This window comes from Paraburkholderia fungorum (genome assembly GCF_046027605.1).
Lineage (GTDB): Bacteria > Pseudomonadota > Gammaproteobacteria > Burkholderiales > Burkholderiaceae > Paraburkholderia > Paraburkholderia fungorum_F.
The window spans coordinates 171690-195300 of record NZ_JAQQEF010000002.1 but is presented as its reverse complement, the minus strand read 5'-3'; the positions used below and the strand labels follow the sequence as shown (position 1 = coordinate 195300).

The window sequence follows — 23611 nt, the reverse complement described above, 5'->3', positions numbered from 1 at the left end:
CCCTGAACAATCGAATGCGATTGCTCTGCGGATTCGATTTCTGCTCAGAGCGCCCGCCCCTATCTGGAGGTTTGCAATGGACCGGCTTCAGGCCATGCAAGTGTTCACGCGCGTCGTCGACACCAACAGTTTTACCCGTGCAGCGGAAACGCTCGATCTACCGCGCGCATCCGTTACCACCATCATTCAGAACCTCGAAGCGTTCCTCGGCACGCGTCTGATGCACCGGACCACGCGGCGTTTGTCGCTGACGCCGGACGGCGCTGCGTATTACGAACGCTGCGTGCGCATCCTCGCGGACGTCGAAGAGACCGAGGCCAGCTTCCAGAGCGGCAACAAGAAGCCGCATGGCAAGCTGCGCATCGACATGCCGGGATCGATCGGACGCTTGCTGGTGATTCCTTCGCTGTGTGAATTCCACACGCGCTACCCGGACATCGACCTGCAACTCGGATTGACGGACCGGCCTGTCGATCTGTTGCAGGAAGGCGTGGATTGCGTGATACGTGTGGGTGCGCTACAGGATTCGTCGCTAGTGGCGCGGCGTATCGGTTTGTTCGAGGGCGTGACATGCGCGGCCCCGGACTACATCGAGCGCGCGGGTATGCCGACTTCGCTCGAGGATCTCGAGAATCACAAAGCAGTCAATTACTTTTCGAGCCGCACGGGACGCACGCTCGATTGGGCCTTCAAGGTTGATGGCAAAGAAGTCGAAGTGAAAATGAAGGGCATTGTGTCGGTGAACGACTCTGATGCCTACGTAACCTGCGGAGTGGAAGGCTTCGGACTGATTCAGCCGGCGCTCTTCATGGTGCTGCCGCATCTGCGGTCGGGACAGCTGGTTGAAGTACTGCCGGAGTTGAAGCCTTTGCCGATGCCGATTTCCGCAGTCTATCCGCACAGCCGCCATCTGTCGCCTAAAGTCCGTGTTTTCGTAGACTGGATTGCCGAGGTATTCGACCGCTGCCCGTTGTTGAGCGGACGCGGCAGTCTCGACGCGACATGCACCAAGCGCACTTTCGAAGAGCGCGAATCTGCTCCGATGCTCGACACGCCGGTGATGACGGAATGGGTCGCGTGATTCGCGCGAGTTGAAGTACAGAATGTGGAACAGTGAATTCCAACCGTGGCGCTAATGCCGCGGTTGCCTGATTTACTCGATGGTGATCGCGATTGTTCTGGAATTGCGACAATTCATTTCGCGAAACGGCGATTTATCCGACTCGCCTCGAAGTCTACATTTCACCCTGTCGCAGCGCTGCCTGTGCTGCAAATGAATCGACAGGAGTGAATCATGAAACGCAATCTTCTAGCAGGTCTGGCTCTTTCGGTGCTGGCGAGCGCGCCGGTGTTTGCTCAAAGCAACGGCGGTGGCGGCATTGGTCATGCGGGCACGTATGAGACGCAACCTGCGGCTAGCACGGGTGGGAAAACTCGCGCTGAAGTTCAGGCTGAACTGGTCGCGGCGTATCGCGATGGATCGTTGCCTGCGCTGAATCGCACGTCGTATCCGAATAAAGGTCTGATTGGGCAGACGCAGGCTGCGCGGATTGCCTTGCAGGAAGGCAGAAGCGGTGATGTGACTCGTGTTGCCAATGGGCAGTAAGGCGGCTCCGCCGCGATGGTTCGGTTTCCAAAGTAACTGATCATCGCGGTGGCGGATAGGCATTTTTTAAAAAGGATTGCATTATGACTCCCTCTGAACTCGATAACTGGGATACAGATGTTGCTGTTTGGACGCCGTATCGGGCGCCACAACGGTGAATTCTTGCGGGGCGCTTGGGTTTGTTTGCCTACGGCGTTGGGCTTTTGGTGGTTTTTTTTTGCCTGCACAGCGCTTTGTTTTCTGTGGGCCTAGGGCGTTGGCCTTTCCTTGTTTTCTTGTCGGTCTATTAGCGTCGCCCCTGTGCGGGGCAGGCACCTACTTTTCTTTGCCTGCCGCAAAGAAAAGTAGGCAAAAGAAAGCGGCTCAAACCGCTAACCCTTAAGCGGGTCCCCCGCACAGTCTCGGTAGTGGTGCATCTGGAATCCGTGCTCTCGCACACTCCGCGCCTGTGACACAGCCGTCATGCTTCCGGCGGCGCTTCGCGCGCCGAAGGGTACCGCACCAACCGTCGCTGCGTTTTCACACTCGCGTTTGTGCTCACTACAGTGGCTCGCATCGAATCGTCACCGCCCTTACTACCGATAGCGCGATTGCCGCCTCCGCAACCGCAAGGTGCCCGTTTCATCTGAACCGTGTTTGCCACGTTCATTCGTTGGCCACGCTCCGCATGTCATGTTCCGCTTGCCGCGTTCATTAGCTCGCGGCTTCGTCACTACGTTACTTGAGCGCCTGGCCGATGCCCCCACCCCGCACAAACGAAGCCACTGGTTTGCATGATCACCCTTTCGGGCGAGCACGCAGTGCGAGGCGGGAAGTATGACGCCCTTGTCGCTCACGTCGAATGTGCGAGAGCACTGATTCCAGATGCACCACTACCGAGGCTGTGCGGGGGACCCGCTTAAGATTTGGCGGTTTGAGCCGCTTTCTTTTGCCTACTTTTCTTTGCGGCAGGCAAAGAAAAGTAGGTGCCTGCCCCGCACAGGGGCGACGCTAATAGACCAATAACAAAGCAAGGAAAGGCCAACGCCGCAGGCAAACAGCCAAGCGCCGCGCAGGCAAAAAAACCCATTTTTACTACCTCTTTGGCACCCCCTCCCTCCACTCCCCCCAATGCATAACAATATCCTGCACAACCGGATTCCCACTCCTGAACAAATTCTCAATAGCGATCGTAAACCCCCCTTGCGCAGCATAGTTCAGCAAATTATCCGCACTAGTCTGCCCATCATAAGGCCGATCAAAATCCGACCCAGCCCGCAGCACCGCAACGCGATTCAAATCCACCTTATGCACCGAGGCCGCGCGCTTAAGCGCCTCATACGTCGCGTTATCCTCCTGCTGCGTCGTGCAATAAACCCCTTTGTTATCAGTCAAGATTTTGGTCCAGTCGCGAGCCCGCTGCCCAAGCAGCGTCCCTGACCACCAGGTGTCCCCGGCCAGCGTATCGCATTGAATAACAGCAGGCGGCCGATTCGCCGGCGCATAAGAATACCTGGCCCGCGCAGCCTGAGCCTGAGCATCATCGGAAAGCACAACGCTATGCGACAAGGCAAACGCCGTATCGGCAAGCTGGGTATTCAACTGAAACACCTCAGTCCGATAATCAAGCGGCGGCTTGTCCGTCGGACTCGTGGTATTGATCCCAAGGTACCCGGTATTCCAGCCAGGCGGAATCTCCCGCCCATCGATCTCCCACTGAATCCCAAAGTCGACCAGATACTTCGCCCACGCGGCAGATCCAACCGTACCCTGTTGCGGATCGATCCCGGCAATCCCCGCAACCATAAAATATGTATGCCGCAAATCGAAACGCGGCGAGAAGGTCAACGCCATGATCGACGCGGCAGCATTCGTATGCCCCATGCCAGTGGTCATGACACACACCTCCTGCTTGTTGCAATGAACCGTCGGGTAGTCGGGCGACAGGCCGTCGACGGGAATCTCACGCCATGGCCCCAGCCGATCGAGCCACACCTGCCCCTCCGGCCCAAACATCGAAATGATCATCACCTTGACCGGCCGCCCGTGCGAGCCGCCATCGCCTTGCGAGAAACCGTCGCTGCCGTCCGCGCTGGCGGGGCCGGATGTGAAAACGGCGCAAGCCGCGAGTGTAATGGCGCAGGTTGCGCCAAGTGTGCGAGTCAGCATCGTGATCCTTCCTTTTTGCCTGTGATGCGAATTGGGAGAAGGTGCTGCTTTCAAGCCGAAAGAAGTATAGGTGCGAAGAAATTATTTGCCACTACGCGTTAGCGCATTCCGCCGCGATCGACCCCCGCGGGCCTGCGTGTCCGGTTGGCTGTCGCGCCGCCAGCACGTCGAGGCAACCGTTTCTATAATGGAGGGCCTCAGCACGCACCGCGTTTGTGCACTTCAACCCAGGAGCACCACGATGGATTATGTGAAACTCGGCCGCACCGGCCTCGATGTATCGCGTCTTTGTCTCGGCTGTATGAGCTACGGCGTGCCCGCTCGCGGCACCCACCCCTGGTCGCTCGACGATGAAGCGGCGCGTCCCTTCATCAAGCAGGCACTCGACCACGGCATCAATTTCTTCGATACCGCCAATGTGTACTCCGACGGCACCAGCGAGGAAATCGTCGGCCGCGCGCTGAAGGACTTTGCGAAGCGCGACGAAATCGTACTGGCTACCAAGGTCCATGGCCGCATGCGTCCGGGTCAGAACGGCGCAGGTCTGTCACGCAAGGCGATCATGGCGGAAATCGACCACAGCCTGAGGCGCCTCGGGACGGATTACGTCGATCTGTATCAGATCCACCGCTGGGACTACGGCACGCCGATCGAAGAAACCATGGAAGCCCTGCACGACGTCGTGAAGGCCGGCAAGGCACGCTATATCGGCGCGTCGTCGATGTATGCGTGGCAGTTCGCCAAGGCGTTGCATGTGGCCGAAAGCCACGGCTGGACGCGCTTCGTCACGATGCAGAACTACGTGAACCTGCTGTACCGCGAAGAAGAGCGCGAGATGCTGCCGCTGTGCGAAAGCGAAGGCATCGGTGTGATCCCCTGGAGCCCGCTGGCGCGCGGACGCCTGACGCGCGACTGGAACACCGAAAGCGCACGTTCGGAGACCGACGAATTCGGCCGCACGTTGTACGCGCATACCGAAGACGCGGATAGGCGAATCGTCGAACGGGTGAGTCAGATTGCCAAGGAGCGCGGCGTGCCGCGTGCGCAAGTCGCGCTAGCATGGGTGTTGCAGAAGAAGCCGATCACCGCGCCGATCGTCGGTGCGACCAAGCTCCATCATCTGGACGATGCGGTCGCGGCACTGTCGTTGAATCTGAGCGCGGACGAAATCCGTCAACTGGAAGAACTGTATGTGCCGCACGCGGTGGCCGGTTTCAACTAGGCGGCCAATGCCCCTGCCAGCGGACGCAAAAGCCTGAGCGCAGACCGATGCGAAATCCCCCGGCCTTCAATGTACCGGACGTGCTTCACCAGGCGGGATAACGCATCAACCCCGCGGTACGTCCGGTTCAAAAAACACCCAGCGAACTTGCGGAAACGCCGCCTGCAAGTCCGCTTCGATCACATTGATTGCATCGACCATCGCGCGGCCGCTCGCGTAGTCGACCATTTCCGCCTGCACCGCCACCACCACGTGACGGCCCCACTGCAGCGTAATCATGTTGATGACGCTGCGAATCTCGGCGCGCGCGCGCAGATGCGCCTCGATCGCGCGGCGCACTTCCGGGCTCGCCGATTCGCCGACGATCATCGACTTCACCTCGCGCGCCACCAGCCACGCAATCACCATCAGCAACACGCCCACGCCGATGGAACCCAATGCGTCATAGACAGGATTGCCGGTCACCATGGTCAGCAGCACGGCGACGAAAGCCATCGCCAGACCCGCTAAAGCGGCGATGTCCTCGCCTGCCACCACCAGCAGCTCGGACTCGCGCGTTTCGCGAAACCAGCGCCACATGCTTTTGTCGGGGTGCGTCTTGCGGATTTCCTTGACCGCGCCCCACAGCGAAAGGGCTTCCAGCACCACCGAAACGCCTAGCACGAGTAGCGCCACATACGCATACTGCAACGGCTCGCGCGCAAACAGACGATGCACGCCCTCGTACACCGAAAACGCGCCGCCGACAAAGAACAGCAGCAACGCCACCAGCAACGAATAGAAATTGATTTCGCGGCCACTGCCCATGGGATGCAACGGGCTCGCCGGTTTGCGCGCCTCACTCAGGCCAAAGAGCAGCAGCAGCTGGTTACCGCAGTCGGCGGTCGAGTGAATGGCTTCGGCGAACATCGAGCCGGAGCCGGTGAAGGTGGCAGCAGCGAACTTGCATATAGCAATGCCGAGATTGGCGGCGAGCGCATAGAAAATGGCTTTCGGCGATTCTTCTTTCATCGTCGTGGAGGGGATCCGTGAGTTTGCAGAACGCTTTCGGTTGGCAATAGTTCGTATTATGGACATGCCAGACGGCATGCGTCCAACCCCGGCGCTGTTTTGCACCGTATTCTGCAACGGTCCCCCTCGCCGGCCTCGCGTCGTGTTATGCGCGCTCCAGCGCGGCCATCTCCCGCACGATCACCAGCAGCATCGACAGGCTCGCACCGCCCGTGGCCCGCAAGTCGGCAAGCAGGCGCGCATAGCGCTCCAGTTGCGTGGCGCGCTTCTCACGCCACGTCTGGACCAATGCGTCGGACGTCGATGCATCATCGGCGCCGGCCAGCGCGCTCGTGGTCAACGCGCGCTTCAGACGGGCAAGTTCGGCCAGCGCCGTGGCGCGCGCCAGCATGTCCCAATGCGTGGGTGCCGGCAGCGCCGCCGCGCGCTCGCTGATCCAGCCGTAGTTCAGCAGCGTACCGAGCGCGAAGTAGACCCCCGCCGCGAGTTCGAGACTGCGCCCGCAGGTCGATGCCACCTCGGCGATGTCGAGCAAGGCCGCCGAGATTTCGCCGCTCGCGATCCGCACCGCCAGTTCGCTATCGACGCCCGCGTCCACGAGCACCCGTTGCCGCTCGGACAGCGCCTCGAGATCGGCGGCCGGCAGCAGCACGGGCCATTGCGCAGCGAGGCGTTGCGCCGCGTCGCGGCACCGTGCGAGCAAGCCGGCGACATCCCCGTCGCTGATCGCGCCCGATTGCAAGTGCCGCAGGAACCACAGCGCCGAGCGTTCGACGAGCCGCGCCACTTCGACGAACATCCGCGCCTGCACATCGTCGGCGACACGGTTATCGAGCGCGTCGATACTGCGCCACACGTCGTCGAGATCGAATACGTCGCGCGCCATGATGCAGGCCCGCACGATGTCGCCGGGCTTCGCATCGGTCTCTTCCATCAGGCGATGCACGAACTCGCAGCCCACGCGATTCACCAACGCATTGGTCAAATGCGTGGCAAGGATCTCGCGCCGCAGCGGGTGGCGTTGCATCGGTTCGCTAAAGCGCTGCCGCAACGGCTTCGGAAAGTATTCGACCAGCATGTCGCTGACGAGCGGGTCTTCCGGCATCGACGATTCGAGCAGCGCGTCGTACAGCCACATCTTGCTGTAGGCAAGCAGCACCGCGCGCTCGGGCGTGGTCAGCCCTTGTTTCGCGGCCTGGCGTTCAGCGACTTCCTCATCGGTCGGCAGGAACTCGATCACGCGGTTCAGGCGGCCCGCGCGTTCGAGGTAACGCATCAACCGCGCCTCGGCATCGAGCAATTCGACGCCGTAGCGGCCCGCGATCGAGAGCGCCTGGGTCTGGTAATAGTTGTCCTGCAACACGAGCAAGCCGACTTCATCGGTCATTTCCGCGAGCAGTGCGTTGCGCTGCTTCTCGGTCATTTCACCATCGGAGACGACGAGGCCCAGCAGAATCTTGATGTTGACCTCGTGGTCCGAACAGTCGACACCGGCAGAGTTGTCGATCGCATCGGTATTGATGCGGCCGCCGCGCTGAGCGAATTCAATACGCCCGAGTTGCGTGAGACCGAGATTGCCGCCTTCCGCCACGACCTTGCAGTGCAGGTCCGCGCCATTGACACGGATCGCATCGTTGGCGCGGTCGCCGACCTGCAACTGGGTTTCGCGGCTCGCCTTCACATAGGTGCCGATACCGCCGTTGTAGAGCAGATCGACGGGCGCCTGCAGAATCGCGCGCATCAGTTCAGCAGGCGCGAGCGCGGGCGCGCTGATGCCAAGTACCGACTGCACCGCCGACGACAGCGGAATCGTCTTGGCCGAGCGCGGAAACACGCCGCCGCCCGCCGAGATCAGCGAAGGATCGTAGTCGGCCCAACTCGACCGATCCAGAACGAACAGGCGCCCGCGTTCGGCAAGGCTTACCGCCGCATCGGGATTCGGATCGAGAAAGATATGCCGATGATCGAACGCGGCGACCAGTTTGATATGCGGCGACAGCAGCATGCCGTTGCCAAACACATCGCCCGACATATCGCCGACGCCCACCACCGTGAAGTCGGTGGCTTGCGTATCGACGCCCATTTCACGGAAATGCCGCTTGACCGACTCCCACGCGCCGCGCGCCGTGATCGCCATTTTCTTGTGGTCATAGCCGACCGAACCACCCGACGCGAAGGCGTCGTCGAGCCAGAAACCATATTCCTGCGAGATCGCGTTCGCGTAATCCGAGAAGGTGGCCGTGCCCTTGTCGGCAGCGACGACCAGATAGGGATCGTCAGGATCGTGACGCACCACATCCGGCGGCGGCACCACCGCCGTGCCCGCGAGGTTGTCGGTCAGATCGAGCAGGCCGCGCAGGAACGTCTGATAGCAGGCGATGCCTTCGCGCATCCACGCGTCACGTTCCATCTGCGGCGGCGGGTTCTTCACGACGAAGCCGCCCTTGGAGCCGACCGGCACGATCACCACGTTCTTCACCATCTGCGCCTTCATCAGCCCGAGCACTTCCGTGCGGAAGTCCTCCCGGCGGTCCGACCAGCGCAGCCCGCCGCGCGCGACACGGCCGCCGCGCAAATGCACGCCTTCCACGCGTGGCGAATACACCCAGATTTCGAACATCGGTTTCGGTTCAGGCAAACCGGGCACCTGGGCGGGATTGAACTTGAATGACAGATACGGTTTCGGATGACCGTCGGCGTCGAAACGATAATAGTTCGTGCGCTGCGTGGCCTTGATGACACCCAGGAATTGCCGGAGTATCCGGTCCTCATCGAGATTCGGCACCTGATCGAGCGCGCTGTCGATCGTCTTCAGCCAGCCGTCGACGCGCGCCTCGCGGGTCTCGCCGAGCGCGGGATCGAAGCGCGCGATGAATAGCTCCACGAGCATGCGGGCAATCGCCGGATTGCCGGTCACCGCACGTTCGATATATGCGTCGCTGAATGTCGACCCCACCTGCCGCAAGTACTTCGCATAAGCACGCAGAATCGTCACCTCGCGCGCATTCAGTTGCGCGCGCAACACCAGGCGGTTGAAATCGTCGCTTTCGATTCCGCCGGTCCACACCTGTTCGAATGCGTCTTCGAATAGATCCTTCACGCGTTCGATATCGAACTCCGCATCGTCCGCGAGTTCGAGGCCGAAGTCGTGAATCCACGCGGGCGCAGCGTCGGGCGCTTCGATCAGATAAGGCCGCTCTTCATCGACACGTACGCCGAGATGTTCGAGCATCGGCAAACTGCGCGACAACGCAATAGGCAACCCCGCACGATAAACCTTGAAACGAAACGCGCGCGGCCCGGCTTCGATCGGGCGGTACAGGTTCATCGCGAGCCGCTCGCTGCCCTGCACGCGTTCGATCAGCTCGATATCGCGCACCGCCGTACGCGCTGGATAATCGTCGCGGTAGCCCGGCGGAAACGAATCCGCATAGTGTTGCAGGAGACGGTTGCCCTGCTCCTCGCCGAATGCGTCGAGTAATGCGTCGGCGAGATCGTCCTGCCAGCGGCGCGTGACATGCACGAGGCGCGCTTCGAGTTCACGTGTATCGACCGTGGGCATGCCACCCGGCTTTGCATGCACGACGAAGTGAATGCGCGCGAGGGTCGACTCCGACAACAGCGGCGTGAACTCGACACTTTCTCCGTTGAATGCATCGGCCAGCAGATTGGCAATGCGCTGCCGCAGATCGGTGTTGTACTTGTCGCGCGGAACGAACACGAGACACGACACGAAGCGGTCGAAACGGTCGCGCCGCACGAACAGGCGCGTGCGCTGATGTTCCTGCAAACGCAACACACCGAGCGCGATATCGTAGAGCTGGTTTTCGTCGGCCTGAAACAGTTCGTCGCGCGGATAGGTTTCGAGCACCGTCACCAGTGATTTGGCGAGATGGCCCTTCGGCAGGAAGCCGGCCCGCCGCACGATGTTCGCGCATTTGCGCCGCACAATCGGAATCTCCGCGGCCGACACCAGATACGCGGTCGACGTATACAGGCCGATGAAACGCCGCTCGCCGGTCACCTTGCCGTCCGCACCGGTCAGCTTGATGCCGACGTAATCCAGATAGCCCGGCCGATGCACCGTCGCGCGCGAGTTGGCCTTGGTCAGGAAGATCGGCGAAGAGCCGGAGATGATCTCGGCGGCCGCCGGCGGCAATGGCGTGACTTCAGCGGCGCCTTCGGGACGCAGCGCATCACGCAGAATACCGAGACCGGAGCCCGGCACCGCGCGCAAGCCAAAGCCGCTGTCCTGCTGCACCAGTTCATAATCGCGCTGGCCAAGAAAGGTGAAATGATCGGCCACCATCCATTCGAGAAACGCCCGGGCTTCGAGACCTTCGGGCCCCGCCTCGCCGGCCTTCATGCCTTTGATGGTCAGGCGCGCGAGTTCGACGATCTTCGGCCAGTCTTCCACTGCCGCGCGTACATCGCGCAGCACCTTCGCGATCTCCTCACGCAAGGCGTCGAGCTTCGCTGCGTCGCCGCAACGGTCGACTTCGAAGTGAATGAATGAGGCGAGCTGCGAGCGCGTGTCGGCGGCCTCTTCGGCGCCCTGACCTACGCGCGCGATGCTGCCGTCCGGTCCGCGCCAGATGCGGAACACCGGATGCACGACGGAATGCAGCGCGAGCCCGAGGCGATTGACCGCCATCGACACCGAATCGACCAGAAACGGCATGTCGTCGTTGACGATCTCGATCACCGTATGATCGGAATGCCAGCCGTGCTGTTCGAGTATCGGGTTGTAGACACGCAGCCGTTCGCTGCCGGGCACGAAGCGCTGCGCGGTTTGCCAGTGCGCGAGCGCCGCGCCATATAGGTCGGCGATCGAGCGGCTCTGCAGATCGTCGGCATCGACGAAATCGTAGTAGTGCCGCAAGAACGGTTCGACGACGTTGAAGGTCGGCTCCGGCAAACGCCCACGTGCAAATTCAACAACATCGTTTAGCAGGTGCGTGACGGCTTCTTCATTCTTTGCTTGCATGATCAACTCCCCCGGCGGGCGGCAATAGCGAGTATCGCTTGATTCGCATGCATCGTCTGAACGGGGATTATGCGCCTGCCGTCCCGGAAAGCGATGCGCGAGCTCACCTGGGTTATACCCGTTGCTCGTGGCAGCGCTGCAGCAGTGCCGTCATCTGTTTAAAGCGCGGCCTTCGGCTCACCAGCCTCTTCTATCAGCCACGCGTGAACCTGTTCGCTGGTCCACGCCGGGTCGTCGTGCGGCAAGTCGTGACCGGCCCATTGATGCTCGCGATGCGTTGCGCCCCACGCCGCCGCGAGTTTGGCCGAACACACCGGATCGACCAGCTTGTCCGCGCGTGAAGAGAGAATCAGCAACGGGCAAGGCGGCTTCGTGGGCGCCGCACTAAAGCGCGCGGCGGCCCAAAGCTGCCGCAACGCATTGCCGCGGCTCACCGGCGCGCTCTGGCGAATTTCGCCCCATGCCTCGAGATCCGCGTCCAGCGTTTCGACGTTATTGCAGGTCAGCCGATGAATGCCGCTTTCCGCGCGCGGCGCGTCCCGCCAGTGGGCTGCGACGCCCAGCAGGCCCGGCCATGCGGAGGGACGCAAGCGCTCGTGCATGCGGCTGTATGGGCGCATGCTGGTATTGATCAGCACGAGCCGCTCGATCTCGCCGGGATGCCGTTGCGCCCAATCGGTCGCGACCATGCCGCCCAGCGACATCGCCAGCACGCGGTAGGGCGCGGCCGCTCCGCTTTGCAGCGCAGCAATCCGCACGAAACCCACCATATCCTCGACCACCGCCGGTGCGCGCAAGTTCGCGAACTCGCCGTTGCCGGGCAGATCGAGCAGCAACAGCCGATCCATGCGGGGCACCTCGCGCAGCAAGCCCGGCAAACGCCCCCAATGGCGTGTTTCGCGCGTCAGTCCACGCAGCAGAATCCACGTGCTCATGACGCTTCCGGTTTGGTCCAATGGTCGATCGCGCTTTGCAGCAATTGCTCGCGACGATTGCCTTGCGGCAGCCAGCGTTGCGATGAGAACGCCGCGCGTGCGAGGAAATCGAGCAGATTCGCGTGGCGCCGCAGCACGCGTGCGGTGCGATGCGCTTTCACTGGATTGAACATGCCCTGACGTGAAAACAGTTGACGTGGATTTTTCTTGATCCACAGCCATGAACCGAGTTCGAGCGTCATCGGCAGGAAGACGTTCGGCGCAGGCGTACGGTCGTACGCGAAGTCCCACAGATCGCCATGCAACAGATACTGGTGGCTCTGCGGCTCGAACGCATAGCCGTGATGCGGATGCGCGCGCTCGAACATGGTTTTCAGCACGTACATTTCCGGCAGATGGGGCATCAGTTTGCGGGTACGTGCGTAGGGAAACCAGATGCTGTCGCTCCAGCCGTAACCCGAATGACAGTCGAGCGCGATGCTCAGCGGCCGCGCGCTCATTTCTGTCTCAACGACCCGCAGGAGTGCCATGGCCTCCGGCTGCATCGGCTCACCTTGCCGCCCGCGATACCAGGGCAGCCATGCACCGACCCGTTGACCGCCGGCAAGCAGCGGCACGCGTTCGTCGGCATTCTGCGGCGCGTTGCGCATCAGGTCGACACCGCTCGGATTGGAGCGTGTGGCAGCCCACATGCCGCCCGGATTGACGATCGGCATAAAGATCAGACGAATCGACTGCAACTGCCGCACTAGCAGTTCATCCCATTCCAGCCGGGCGAGCAGCGCGCGCATGTAGTCGAGCACGAGTTGCGAGCCGATCCGTTCGAGCCCGTGAATGCCGGCAAAAAAGCCAATAGCCGGCGCGAGCGGGTCGGTCGAACCGATGCTCGCGGTGTGCACGGCGAATTGCCGGCCACGCACCGTGGTTTCGCAGGCAGTGCGGATCTCGAAGCTGGCGCTGCCCTGATCGAGGATCGTCTTGAGATCTTCGTACTCCGCAAAGCTGTCGGGAAGAAAGCTCAAAGGCTGCATGACGACGTCGAAAGGAACTGCAAGGTTATTGGGGACGGCACGCCGGATGACGCAATATAGCCTGGCTGCCGGCGATCATGCACAGCCGGCGCTATCCGAGGCAAATCGTGTCATACGGGTGTCACTTTTCATTCGAACGAATGACTTCCAGCTGCCTTTTTGGCGACGCAAAAATGACATGCGAAGATATAGTCGTCTAGACGTTGCGACACCTTCACTCAACCGTCACAGTCGCTTCCTAGAATGTGCTCCACACATGCCGGCAATGGCCGGATGCATCAAGGGGTACTCATGGAAGCAATTCGGGAAGCAATTCGTATCGAAAGGTTGAGCAAGACGTTCGGCAACGGCCGCAAGGCGCTGGACGAAATCGATCTGCGCGTCGAGCCGGGAGAGATGGTTGCGTTGATCGGCGCTTCGGGTTCGGGCAAGTCGACGCTGCTGCGCCATATCGCGGGCTTTACGCCCTCGGATGCGCAGCCCTCGCAGATCGCGATTCTTGGCCGGCCGATCCAGCAGAACGGCCGCATCGTGCGGGAAGTGCGCAGCATTCGCCGCGATATCGGCTTCGTGTTCCAGCAATTCAATCTGGTGAACCGGCTTTCCGTGGAGAGCAACGTGTTGATCGGCGCGCTCGCGCGGCTGCCGTTGTGGCGCCGTCTCACCGGACGCTTTCCGGCTGCCGAGCGGGCGCTCTCGTTGGCCGCGCTCAATGAAGTCGGCATCGGCGGCCATGCGCGCGAACGCGCCGCCAACCTCTCCGGCGGTCAGCAGCAGCGCGCGGCATTGGCGCGTGCGCTGGTGCAGCGTGCGCGCATCGTGCTCGCCGACGAGCCGATCGCCTCGCTCGATCCCGAATCGTCGCGCCGGGTGATGGAAATGCTGCGCGCACTCAACGTCGAGCATCAACTGACGGTACTGGTCTCGCTGCACCAGGTCGACATCGCGATGCAGTATTGCCCGCGCACGGTTGCGTTGCGACACGGCAAGGTGGTCTACGACGGCCCTTCCACCGCGCTCACGCCCGCCCTGCTCAAGAAACTCTACGGCGACGACGCCCGCGAACTGCTCGATCAGGAAGCCACCGAAAGCAGTGCCGCTGATACGGCCAGCAATGCCGGCGGTATCGAAACCGGCGCCGCGACGCAAAGCACCGTACCCGCCTCGACGCGTTATGCGTTCGCCCTCAAACCGGCGCACTCGAGCTGAGCGCGCCCACCCATTCTGTTCACTCAACCGGAACTCTACGCGATGAAATTCCTGCGTTCATTGATTACGCTGACCGTCGGCGCGGCCGCATTCGCCTGCGTCGCCACCGCACAAGCCGAGGACATCAACCTCGGCATCATCTCGACCGATTCGTCCTCCGTGCTGAAACAGCGCTGGGAACCGCTGATCGCCGACATGAACAAGCAGACCGGCCTGAACATCAAAGCGTTCTTCGCGACCGACTACGCCGGCATCATCGAAGGGATGCGCTTTAACAAGGTACAGGTCGGCTATTTCGGCAATGCGTCGGCGATCGAAGCGGTGGATCGCTCGCAAGGCGAAGTGTTCGCGAAGGTCCAGTATGCGAACGGCGATGCCGGCTATTACTCGGTGCTGATCACGAACGTGAACAGCCGCTTCAAGACGCTCGACGACGTGTTCAAGAATACGAAGGACGTCACGCTCGGTTTCGGCGATCCGAACTCCACCTCGGGCACGCTGATCCCAGGCTATTACCTGTTCTCCAAACACAACACGCCGGTCAACACGTCGTTCAAGACGGTGCTGCCGTCGAGCCATGAAGCGAATCTTCTGGCCGTGGTGAACAACAAGATCGACATCGCGACCAACAACAGCGAGATGCTCGATACGCTGAAAAAACAGCATCCGGACAAATTCGCGCAAGTGCGCGTGCTGTGGACCTCGCCGCTGATTCCGTCCGACCCGCTGGTGTGGCGCAAGGACCTGCCGCAGGCTACCAAGGACAAGATCCGCAACTTCTTCGTGAACTATGCGAAGACCGATCCGCATGAAAAGGCCGTGATGGCCGCGATTACCGGTTACGGGGGCTTCGCCGCATCGTCGAATGAGCAGTTGTTGCCGATTCGCCAGGTCGCGTTGTTCCAGCAGAAGCAGAAGATCGAAAGCGATACGCATCTTTCCGATAACGACCGCAAGACCCAGCTGGCCGCGCTCGATACGCAGCTGAATGCACTCAACACCGCCGTTGCCAAGCAATGAACTCGGTCGATCTGATCACGTCGCCCGCGCGTGCGAGCGAAACGCTCGCCGCGCAGACGGCACGCGTTGCCGCTCCCGCCGCGGGCAAACGCAGCTGGCTGTCGCTCATCGGCTGGATCGCCGTGCTTGCCGTGCTGGGTGGCACGTGGCACGGCGCCGATATGCGGCCGTGGGACCTGCTCTCCGACTCCGGCAACATGGGCGAGTTCGCCAAGGACTTCTTCCCCCCGGACTTCACCGAATGGCGCAGCTATTTGCACGAGATGATGGTGACGCTCTCGGTGGCGGTGTGGGGCTCGGCGCTGTCGCTGGTATGCGCGGTGCCGTGCGGTCTGATGTCCGCTCGCAACATGGCGCCGATGTGGGTCGTGCAACCGATGCGCCGCGTCATGGATACGTGCCGCGCGATCAATGAAATGGTCTTCGCGATGCTGTTCATCGTCGCGGTGGGACTCGGTCCGTTCGCCGGCGTGCTGGCGTTGTGGGTGCACACCACCGGCGTGCTCGCCAAGCTCTTCGCAGAAGCGGTCGAGGCAATCGATCCGCGTCCGGCCGAAGGCGTGCGCGCCACCGGCGCGAGCAGTCTCGACGAAATCATTTACGGCGTACTGCCGCAAGTGCTGCCGTTGTGGATCTCGTACGCGCTATATCGCTTCGAATCGAACGTGCGCTCGGCGATGGTGGTCGGCATGGTCGGCGCGGGCGGGATCGGCGTGGTGCTGTACGAGGCAATCCGCTCATTCGATTACGCGCAGACGGCCGCGGTGTTGATCATGGTGATCGTGGTCGTGACGGTGATCGATCTGGCGTCCGCGTGGCTGCGCGAACGCGTGACGTGACTGTTTGCGATTCTTGAGTGCTGGGGGTTGGCGAGACGCGATTTCGCCAGCCCTCATCGCGGTCGCTTTGGCGCCGTGGGTCAGAGGCTCAGCGGCTCAGCGGCTCAGCATTGAGTTGACATCAGGTAGCGGGGGCCCGGCCGCCACAAATTTCCCGTTTTCGCCACATAAAGCCCCTTCACTTTAGTCGTCCACCCCGTCCATTCCGGCGTTCTGCTGGAATAATCACGTGCTTGCGGCCAGTCTTCGGCCTTCCTTCTCCTCCCCTGGTCTTCGATGGACACCCTTGTCGTCTTGCTGGTGTTGCTTTCCGCGCTGCTTCACGCCACCTGGAACGCGTTTCTGCATCTCTCCGAAGACCGTGTATGGCTGCTCGGCATGATGGCAATTCCGTATATCGCCGTCAGCGCGGTCGGGGTGATCGTACTGCCTTTGCCTGAACCGGCGGCGTGGCCTTACATCGTTGCGTCGGTGGTCCTCGAGTTCGGCTATCTGCTGGCGCTGATCCGCGCGTACAGGAGTGGCGACTTCGGGCAGATCTATCCGATTGCGCGCGGGCTTTCGCCGATGCTCGTATTCGTCGGCGCGCTGGTGTTCGCGCACGAAGCGCTCAAACCGTTGGCGGCGATCGGCGTGGCGCTGGTGTCGCTTGGCATCGTCTCGCTGGCGTTTCGCCGCGGCATGCGGTTTTCCGGCGAAAGCGTGCCGTTTGCGCTCCTGACCGGCTTCTTCATCGCGACCTATTCGGTGGTGGACGGGATCGGCGCGCGCGTGGCGGGCAATGGTTTGAGCTACATCATGTGGGTCTATCTGATCTGGAATATCCCGCAGTTTCTGCTCGCCTGGCATTGGCGCGGCGGCGCGAGAGGGCTGTTCATCGGCCGCACCGTGGTGCTCAAGGGAATGGCCTCCGGCGCGCTCGCCCTCATCGCCTATTGCCTGATCATCGAGGCCTATCGCTATCTGCCCATCGCGATGGTGTCCGCGCTACGCGAGCTGAGCTCGATCTTCGCGGTGTTGATTGGGTGGCTGTTCATGAAAGAGAAGCTGACCACGCAGCGTATCGCGGCGTGCGCGTTGGTTACGCTGGGGGCTGTGTTGATTCGGATTTGAGAGGCTAAAGCATACGGCCGGGCTTGTTTCGTTTATTACGATTTCGAATGTTTCGATTTAGACTATCGACTTCGCAAGGAACCGTGCCATGAACACTTCGATCCATCCCACGTCGCTTCCATCGGCAGAAGAGGCTGAGCTCGCCCGAGTGTCCGGTCGGAATCTGTCGGTGGTGCTTTCAAGCCGCGCCGAAACGCAACAGTTCGACTTCAAGGACAGCAAGGGCGAAACGCGCAGCGTGGAGTTACCGACATCGGTCGTCCGTCTGATCGTCGACGTCCTCGCGGAAATCGGCCAGGGGAATGCTGTGTCGATCATCCCTATTCATGCCGAGCTGACCACGCAGGAAGCGGCCGACCTGCTTAATGTGTCGCGGCCGTACTTCGTGCAACTGCTGGAGAAGAAGGAGATCCCTTTCCGGAAGGTGAACACGCATCGGCGCGTCCGTTATGAGGATGTGATGGCTTATAAGAACCGAATCGACTCGGAACGCCGCAAGGCGTTGGACGAACTCGCAGCCTTGTCGCAGGAAATGGGTCTGGAATAATCGATGTCGTCACATTTCACCGCGATCTACGACGCTTGCGTTCTGTACTCCAAACCATTATGAAACTTGTTGATGCGTCTGGCGCTCACCGACCTCTATCGGGCGCGTTGGACACCGGCTATTCATGACGAGTGGACACGCAATCTGATTGCAAATCGCCCTGACCTCGACCCCGGCAAGATCTATCGCGTCCGTGACCTGATGGACGCGCATGTTCGGGACGCTTTGGTCGACAACTATGAACATCTGATACCGGCCATTGATTTACCGGACCCTGATGATGCACATGTGGTCGCTGCCGCGGTGCATTGCGGCGCGGAACTCATCGTCACGTTTAATCTGAAGGATTTTCCAGCCGACGCTTTGGCCACATTCAACGTGACCGCTCAGCATCCTGACGACTTTATCGCCGATCTCTTCGGCCTGAATCAGGCCAAGGCTCTGGAGGCGATGGCTGAGCATAGAAAATCATTGAAAAACCCGGCCAAGTCGGTCGAGGAATACTTCGGCACTCTTGCCGGGCTTGGCCTAACGCAAACCGTTTCAATAGGCCGCCCCTATAGCGTAGCTATCTGAGAAGTGCTTTCGCGCACGCCCCCCCAAGCTCACGCGAACTGCACAAGCCTCTCATCAATCGCATCAGCCAACGTATTGAACGCCGGCGCGATCTCCTCGTCCGGCACGCACGCATAGCCGATCAACAAGCCCGACGGCGCCAGCGACGGTTGTGCGTAATACCCCGACAAAGGCCGCACGACGATATTGCGCTCCAGCGCCGCGGCAGCCACCGCGCGGTCGTCACTGCCCTCGGGCAATTGCATCACCAGATGCAAACCGGCATCGCCGCCCACCGCCGGCAGCGCATCGCCATAACGGCGCGCGGCGGCGTCCAGCAAGGTCTGACGACGCTGCCCGTAGAGCGTGCGCATCTTGCGGATATGCGAGGTGAAATGTCCTTCTGCGATGAACTCCGCGAGCATCGCCTGCTGCAGCAACTGGCCTTCCCGGTACAACTCCGCGCTCGCGGTCGCAAAGCTCTCGGCCAGCGCTTCGGGCACGACCAGGTAGCCAATGCGCAACCCCGGAAACAGCGTCTTGCCAAAGCTGCCCACGTAAATCACTTGCCCTGACGTATCCAGCCCCTGCAGCGATGCCAGCGGCCGGCTGCCGTAGCGGTATTCGCTGTCGTAGTCGTCTTCGATGATCCAGCACTGGTTCTGCCGCGCGTACTCGAGCAGCATGCGCCGCCGCGCGAGACTCATCACCATGCCGAGCGGATATTGATGCGACGGCGTAACGAGCATCAGCTTCGGCGGCTGCGCAAGATCGTCGGCGCAGGGATTGATGCCTTCTTCGTCGACGGCGATCGGCCGCGATTGCAGGCCGGACACGTGCAGCACGCTGCGCACGCCCCAATAGCAAGGGTCTTCGGTCCAGATCACATCGCCTGGATCGGACAGTAGACGCACGGCCAGGTCCACAGACTGGTGGATTCCGGTCGTGATGATGATCTGCTCGGGCGTACAGCGCACCGAGCGCGAGGTTCGCAGATAGTCCGCCAATGCGTGCCGCAACGAAGCCAACCCGCCGCCCGGCGCGTAAGTCAGCAAATCCGGGCGCAAGCGGCGCCAATACTTGTTGTGCAGGCGGCTCCACACCCGCGCCGGAAACTTCGTGACATCCGGCACCCCGGGCATAAACGCGCCCCATTGCCGCTTCGACACGCCCGCCCCCGCGACGAGCCGCGCGCCACGCGTCGACAACGCGCGGTTGCCCCGCAACGGCAGTGGCGGCGGCGAGGGTAATGACTCGAGCGCCGCAGCCGGTGCTTCGGCGTCCGGCACGCCGACGATTTCGTCAGGCGCGCTATCGGCGACGAACGTGCCCCGGCCAGTTGCCGAACTCACATAGCCTTCGAGCACCAATTGCTCGTAGACCTGCGTGACGGTATTGCGCCCGATGCCCAATTCCTGCGCCAGCAGCCGCGACGACGGCACCTTGCTGCCCGCCGGCAATTCGCGCGACAGGATCGCCTGTTGCAACAGTCGATGCAGCTGACGATAGATCGGCTGGCCGTTGCCACGGTCGAGGCGCTGCGCCAGCCAGTCGGACAAAACGCTCGCGCGCATGAATGGCTCCTACATTTTTATTGAAATGGCTCTGAAGTTAAGAGCCAAATCTCATTATAGTCGCTGCATGTGCTGCGCTGAGCGCGCAGCGTCCGCAGGCGGCCCCCCGCCAGCGGCCCGCAAAACCGAGGAGCAAAGGAGACAACCATGAAGAATGCTGAACTGAAGAGCCGCAAAGACGCCGCCACACCGCGCGGCGTCGGGGTGATGTGCGATTTCTACGCCGAGCGCGCCGAGAACGCCGAGTTGTGGGACGTCGAAGGCCGCCGTTTCATTGACTTCGCTGCGGGTATTGCCGTGTGCAACACGGGCCACCGGCACCCGAAGATTCTGGCGGCGATCCGCGACCAGCTCGATCATTTCACGCACACCGCGTATCAGATCGTGCCTTACGCGTCGTACGTCGAACTGGCTGAAAAAATCAACCAGCGCGCGCCGGGCGACTACCCGAAGAAAACCGCCTTTTTCACGACTGGCGCCGAAGCGGTTGAAAACGCGATCAAGATCGCGCGTGCCGCGACTGGCCGTCCGGGCGTGATTGCGTTCACGGGCGGCTTCCATGGTCGCACGATGATGGGCATGGCGCTGACGGGCAAGGTTGCGCCGTACAAGATCGGCTTTGGTCCGTTCCCTGCGGACGTATTCCATGCGCCGTTCCCGAATCCGCTGCACGGCGTGACGACGGCTGATTCGCTGAAGGCGATCGAGTTTCTGTTCAAGGCCGACATCGATCCGAAGCGCGTGGCGGCGATTATTTTCGAACCGGTTCAGGGCGAAGGCGGTTTTTATCCGGCGCCGGCCGAGTTCGTGCGTGCTCTGCGCAAGCTGTGCAATGAGCATGGCATTTTGCTGATTGCCGATGAAGTGCAGACGGGTTTTGCCCGCACCGGCAAGTTGTTTGCAATGCATCACTACGACGTGGTGCCTGATCTGATGACGATGGCCAAGAGCCTTGCGGGCGGCATGCCGTTATCGGGCGTGGTTGGGCGGGCTGATGTGATGGATGCGGCGGCGCCGGGTGGTTTGGGCGGCACGTATGCGGGCAACCCGCTGGCGGTTGCGTCGGCGCATGCTGTGCTCGATATCATCGATGAAGAGAAGCTTTGCGAGCGCGCTACTGTTCTGGGTGATCGGATTAAGGCGAAGCTGATCGCGCTGCAAAGCGAAGTTCCGCAGATCGCCGATGTGCGCGGACCGGGGGGGATGGTTGCTGTTGAGTTCTGCAAGGCAGGTGGGACGGAGCCGGATGCTGACTTCACGAGGCGGGTGCAGGTGTTGGCGCTTGAGCGCGGGTTGTTGCTGCTGGTTTGTGGTGTGTATTCGAATGTGGTGCGGTTTCTGTTCCCGCTTACGATTCAGGATTCCGTCTTTGATGAGGCAATGGGGATTCTGGAAGCGGTGCTTAAGGAGAGTGTTGTTGTAGCTGTTTGAGGCTAGCGGTGCTGGTTTTGGCTGTTTGCCTACGGCGTTGGCCTTTCCTTGTTTTCTTAGTGGTCTATTAGTGTTGCCCCTGTGCGGGGCGGCACTTACTTTCTTTGCCGCGGCAAAGAAAGATAAGCAAAGAAAGCCGCTCACACCGCTAACTCTTAAGCGGGTCCCCTGGCTTGGAGGGGGTAGTGGTGCATCTGGAATCCGTGTTCTCGCACATTCGAGACCAGTGGCAAAGGACTCATTAGCTCCCACTCCGCACTGCGTGCGTCGCGGATGGGTTTGCATAGGAAACAGGGGCTTCGTTTGGGTGTGGTGGGGGTCATTCGCCTCGCCTCCGCGAGGCTCAACAACGTGACGTACGAATATGGCAACGGTTTATGAAGTACTCTTCGGCGCGCGCAGCGCCGCCGGAAGAATGACTGCCTTGTCACTCACGTCGAATGTGCGAGAGCACTGATTCCAGATGCACCACTACCGAGACTGTGCGAGGGACCCGCTTAAGGATTAGCGGTTTGAGCCGCTTTCTTTTGCCTACTTTTCTTTGCGGCAGGCAAAGAAAAGTAGGTGCCCGCCCCGCACAGGGGCGACGCTAATAGACCAATAACAAATCAAGGAAAGGCCAACGCCACAGGCAAACAGACCAATAACAAATCAAGGAAATGCCAACGCCACAGACAAACAGACCAATAACAAATCAAGGAAATGCCAACGCCGCAGGCAAACAGACAACAATCGCCCCGCAGGCAAAAAACCCAAAATTCAAAACCCAGGAGCAAAACCAAAAATGCCGACGCCAATCCTAAAAGACCCGACTCTTCTAAAAACCAAAAGCTACATCGCGGGCGAATGGCAGCCCGCCGAAGACAGCGCATCGTTCGAAGTAAAAAACCCCGCCACAGGCGAAACAATCGCCACCGTGCCCCGCATGGGCACAACCGAAACCCGCCGCGCAATCGACGCGGCCAACACCGCCTGGCCAGCATGGCGAGCCACCACCGCCAAACAACGCGCCACGATCCTGCGCAAATGGCATGACCTCATGCTGGAAAACGCCGACGATCTGGCAAAGATCCTGACCGCCGAACAAGGCAAACCCCTCGCCGAAGCCAAAGGCGAAATCCTCTATGCCGCCTCGTTCCTGGAATGGTTCGCCGAAGAAGGCAAACGCGTCAACGGCGACACCATCCCGACGCCGGCCAGCGACAAACGTATCGTCGTCACGAAAGAACCGATCGGTGTCTGCGCCGCCATCACGCCGTGGAATTTCCCCGCGGCCATGATCACGCGTAAAGTCGGCCCGGCCCTCGCCGCCGGCTGCCCAATCATCGTCAAACCGGCCGAAGCCACGCCGCTGTCGGCACTCGCGCTGGCCGTGCTGGCCGAACGCGCCGGTGTGCCGCGCGGTGTGTTCAACGTCGTCACCGGCGAGCCGAAAGCCATCGGCGCGGAATTGACCAGCAATCCGATCGTGCGCAAATTGTCCTTCACGGGCTCGACGCCGGTGGGCCGTCTGCTGATGGCGCAGTGCGCGCCGACGGTCAAAAAAGTGTCGCTCGAACTCGGCGGCAATGCGCCCTTCATCGTGTTCGACGATGCGGATCTGGATGCGGCCGTCGCAGGCGCCATCGCATCGAAATACCGCAATAGCGGCCAGACCTGTGTCTGCACCAATCGATTCTATGTGCACGATAAGGTCTACGACGCGTTCGCCGAAAAGCTGCGCGCCGCCGTCGAACAACTCAAGGTAGGCCGCGGTACCGAAGATGGCGTCACGCAAGGCCCGCTGATCAATGAATCCGCCGTGCTCAAGGTCGAATCGCATATCGAAGACGCCCTCGCCAAAGGCGCCCGCATCGTCACCGGCGGCAAGCGTCACGCGCTCGGTCACGGCTTCTTCGAGCCAACCGTGCTCGCGGATGTCACGCCGGCCATGAAGGTCGCGCGCGACGAAACCTTCGGGCCACTCGCGCCGCTGTTCCGCTTCTCGTCGGATGAAGAAGTGATCCGCCTCGCCAACGACACGGAATTCGGCCTCGCGTCGTACTTCTATAGCCGCGATATCGGCCGCGTCTGGCGTGTCGCCGAAGCGCTCGAATACGGCATGGTCGGCATCAATACCGGACTGATCTCCAACGAAGTCGCACCGTTCGGCGGCGTCAAGCAATCCGGCCTCGGCCGCGAAGGCTCGCATTACGGCATCGACGATTACGTCGTCATCAAGTACATGTGCGTGGGCGGGATCTGATCCTTTACTGTAAAGATCAGAATATCGGACTTACGCCGGAAGCTACGCCGACAGAAATTCTGTCGCGTGTAGCCTAAGTGAAGTGCCCCTGGCACGCAGATCAGTTCGTGCGCAAACTCCACCTCTCTATCTAGCGCT

General features: G+C 61.1%; 16 protein-coding genes and 1 pseudogene. 11 read left to right on the top strand and 6 right to left on the bottom strand.

Going from position 1 to position 23611, the window contains the following annotated elements; all coding sequences use genetic code 11:
• Nucleotides 1–76 precede the first annotated feature (76 nt).
• Both PQR53_RS04240 and PQR53_RS04235 read left to right on the top strand, forming a co-directional pair.
• Entirely contained in the window at nucleotides 77–1081 is a 1005-nt protein-coding gene (locus PQR53_RS04240; protein ID WP_408451334.1) for a LysR family transcriptional regulator, read from the top strand.
• 213 nt (nucleotides 1082–1294) lie between these two features.
• On the top strand, nucleotides 1295–1606 hold the full coding sequence (locus PQR53_RS04235; RefSeq protein ID WP_408451333.1) for a DUF4148 domain-containing protein: 312 nt from the start codon (nucleotides 1295–1297) through the stop codon (nucleotides 1604–1606).
• Nucleotides 1607–2680: 1074 nt separating this feature from the next.
• Here the strand turns inward: PQR53_RS04235 and PQR53_RS04230 are convergent.
• Nucleotides 2681–3754 carry a purine-nucleoside phosphorylase gene (locus tag PQR53_RS04230; RefSeq protein ID WP_408451332.1) on the bottom strand — a complete coding sequence of 358 codons (1074 nt, stop codon included), beginning with the start codon at nucleotides 3752–3754 and terminating at the stop codon, nucleotides 2681–2683.
• A gap of 241 nt (nucleotides 3755–3995) precedes the next feature.
• Here PQR53_RS04230 and PQR53_RS04225 point away from each other — a divergent pair, with 241 nt between their 5' ends.
• Nucleotides 3996–4976 (top strand): aldo/keto reductase, encoded by a 981-nt coding sequence (locus PQR53_RS04225; RefSeq protein ID WP_408451331.1) that lies wholly within the window; start codon nucleotides 3996–3998, stop codon nucleotides 4974–4976.
• A gap of 105 nt (nucleotides 4977–5081) precedes the next feature.
• Here PQR53_RS04225 and PQR53_RS04220 read toward each other — a convergent pair whose 3' ends face one another.
• The 4 genes from PQR53_RS04220 to PQR53_RS04205 all read right to left on the bottom strand — a co-directional run bounded on the left by PQR53_RS04220 (nucleotide 5082) and on the right by PQR53_RS04205 (nucleotide 12940).
• Complete coding sequence (locus PQR53_RS04220) at nucleotides 5082–5987, bottom strand: cation diffusion facilitator family transporter (protein ID WP_408451330.1); 906 nt, start codon at nucleotides 5985–5987, stop codon at nucleotides 5082–5084.
• A gap of 145 nt (nucleotides 5988–6132) precedes the next feature.
• A complete protein-coding gene (locus PQR53_RS04215; RefSeq protein ID WP_408451329.1) occupies nucleotides 6133–10974 on the bottom strand; it encodes an NAD-glutamate dehydrogenase in 4842 nt (1613 codons plus the stop codon).
• Nucleotides 10975–11132: 158 nt separating this feature from the next.
• The gene (locus tag PQR53_RS04210) at nucleotides 11133–11909 is read right to left on the bottom strand and encodes an alpha/beta fold hydrolase (protein ID WP_408451328.1); all 777 of its coding nucleotides are present in this window, start codon (nucleotides 11907–11909) and stop codon (nucleotides 11133–11135) included.
• On the bottom strand, nucleotides 11906–12940 hold the full coding sequence (locus tag PQR53_RS04205; RefSeq protein WP_408451327.1) for a M14 family zinc carboxypeptidase: 1035 nt from the start codon (nucleotides 12938–12940) through the stop codon (nucleotides 11906–11908). Before PQR53_RS04205 ends, PQR53_RS04210 begins: the two co-directional genes overlap by 4 nt.
• A 291-nt stretch (nucleotides 12941–13231) precedes the next feature.
• Between PQR53_RS04205 and phnC the strand changes: the two genes are divergently transcribed.
• From phnC to PQR53_RS04175, 6 genes and pseudogenes are all read left to right on the top strand, one after another.
• Complete coding sequence (gene phnC / locus PQR53_RS04200; protein WP_408451326.1) at nucleotides 13232–14149, top strand: phosphonate ABC transporter ATP-binding protein; 918 nt, start codon at nucleotides 13232–13234, stop codon at nucleotides 14147–14149.
• Nucleotides 14150–14191: 42 nt separating this feature from the next.
• Nucleotides 14192–15169, top strand: a complete 978-nt coding sequence (gene phnD / locus PQR53_RS04195; RefSeq protein WP_408451325.1) for a phosphonate ABC transporter substrate-binding protein — start codon at nucleotides 14192–14194, stop codon at nucleotides 15167–15169.
• A complete protein-coding gene (gene phnE / locus PQR53_RS04190) occupies nucleotides 15166–16008 on the top strand; it encodes a phosphonate ABC transporter, permease protein PhnE (protein WP_408451324.1) in 843 nt (280 codons plus the stop codon). The genes phnD and phnE overlap by 4 nt, the downstream gene beginning before the upstream one ends.
• Before the next feature lie 276 nt (nucleotides 16009–16284).
• Nucleotides 16285–17121: an EamA family transporter gene (locus PQR53_RS04185; RefSeq protein WP_408451323.1), complete on the top strand. Its 837-nt coding sequence runs from the start codon at nucleotides 16285–16287 to the stop codon at nucleotides 17119–17121.
• Between the two features lie 88 nt (nucleotides 17122–17209).
• A complete protein-coding gene (locus PQR53_RS04180; RefSeq protein WP_408451322.1) occupies nucleotides 17210–17668 on the top strand; it encodes a helix-turn-helix domain-containing protein in 459 nt (152 codons plus the stop codon).
• A 3-nt stretch (nucleotides 17669–17671) separates the two neighbouring features.
• Nucleotides 17672–18244 (top strand): annotated as a pseudogene (locus tag PQR53_RS04175) (VapC50 family PIN domain-containing toxin).
• 29 nt (nucleotides 18245–18273) lie between these two features.
• On the opposite strand, the gene pdxR reads toward PQR53_RS04175, so the two are convergent.
• Nucleotides 18274–19797, bottom strand: a complete 1524-nt coding sequence (gene pdxR, locus PQR53_RS04170) for a MocR-like pyridoxine biosynthesis transcription factor PdxR (RefSeq protein WP_408451321.1) — start codon at nucleotides 19795–19797, stop codon at nucleotides 18274–18276.
• 147 nt (nucleotides 19798–19944) lie between these two features.
• Here pdxR and PQR53_RS04165 point away from each other — a divergent pair, with 147 nt between their 5' ends.
• The gene (locus PQR53_RS04165; RefSeq protein ID WP_408451320.1) at nucleotides 19945–21228 is read left to right on the top strand and encodes a 4-aminobutyrate--2-oxoglutarate transaminase; all 1284 of its coding nucleotides are present in this window, start codon (nucleotides 19945–19947) and stop codon (nucleotides 21226–21228) included.
• A gap of 784 nt (nucleotides 21229–22012) precedes the next feature.
• On the top strand, nucleotides 22013–23473 hold the full coding sequence (gene gabD, locus PQR53_RS04160; protein ID WP_408451319.1) for an NADP-dependent succinate-semialdehyde dehydrogenase: 1461 nt from the start codon (nucleotides 22013–22015) through the stop codon (nucleotides 23471–23473).
• Nucleotides 23474–23611: the final 138 nt, after the last annotated feature.

Bases quoted from the DNA above. Each gene is read 5' to 3' on its own strand.
- PQR53_RS04240 (WP_408451334.1), top strand. From the start codon at position 77: ATGGACCGGCTTCAGGCCATGCAAGTGTTCACGCGCGTCGTCGACACC.
- PQR53_RS04235 (WP_408451333.1), top strand. From the start codon at position 1,295: ATGAAACGCAATCTTCTAGCAGGTCTGGCTCTTTCGGTGCTGGCGAGC.
- PQR53_RS04230 (WP_408451332.1), bottom strand. From the start codon at position 3,754: ATGCTGACTCGCACACTTGGCGCAACCTGCGCCATTACACTCGCGGCT.
- PQR53_RS04225 (WP_408451331.1), top strand. From the start codon at position 3,996: ATGGATTATGTGAAACTCGGCCGCACCGGCCTCGATGTATCGCGTCTT.
- PQR53_RS04220 (WP_408451330.1), bottom strand. From the start codon at position 5,987: ATGAAAGAAGAATCGCCGAAAGCCATTTTCTATGCGCTCGCCGCCAAT.
- PQR53_RS04215 (WP_408451329.1), bottom strand. From the start codon at position 10,974: ATGCAAGCAAAGAATGAAGAAGCCGTCACGCACCTGCTAAACGATGTT.
- PQR53_RS04210 (WP_408451328.1), bottom strand. From the start codon at position 11,909: ATGAGCACGTGGATTCTGCTGCGTGGACTGACGCGCGAAACACGCCAT.
- PQR53_RS04205 (WP_408451327.1), bottom strand. From the start codon at position 12,940: ATGCAGCCTTTGAGCTTTCTTCCCGACAGCTTTGCGGAGTACGAAGAT.
- phnC (WP_408451326.1), top strand. From the start codon at position 13,232: ATGGAAGCAATTCGGGAAGCAATTCGTATCGAAAGGTTGAGCAAGACG.
- phnD (WP_408451325.1), top strand. From the start codon at position 14,192: ATGAAATTCCTGCGTTCATTGATTACGCTGACCGTCGGCGCGGCCGCA.
- phnE (WP_408451324.1), top strand. From the start codon at position 15,166: ATGAACTCGGTCGATCTGATCACGTCGCCCGCGCGTGCGAGCGAAACG.
- PQR53_RS04185 (WP_408451323.1), top strand. From the start codon at position 16,285: ATGGACACCCTTGTCGTCTTGCTGGTGTTGCTTTCCGCGCTGCTTCAC.
- PQR53_RS04180 (WP_408451322.1), top strand. From the start codon at position 17,210: ATGAACACTTCGATCCATCCCACGTCGCTTCCATCGGCAGAAGAGGCT.
- pdxR (WP_408451321.1), bottom strand. From the start codon at position 19,797: ATGCGCGCGAGCGTTTTGTCCGACTGGCTGGCGCAGCGCCTCGACCGT.
- PQR53_RS04165 (WP_408451320.1), top strand. From the start codon at position 19,945: ATGAAGAATGCTGAACTGAAGAGCCGCAAAGACGCCGCCACACCGCGC.
- gabD (WP_408451319.1), top strand. From the start codon at position 22,013: ATGCCGACGCCAATCCTAAAAGACCCGACTCTTCTAAAAACCAAAAGC.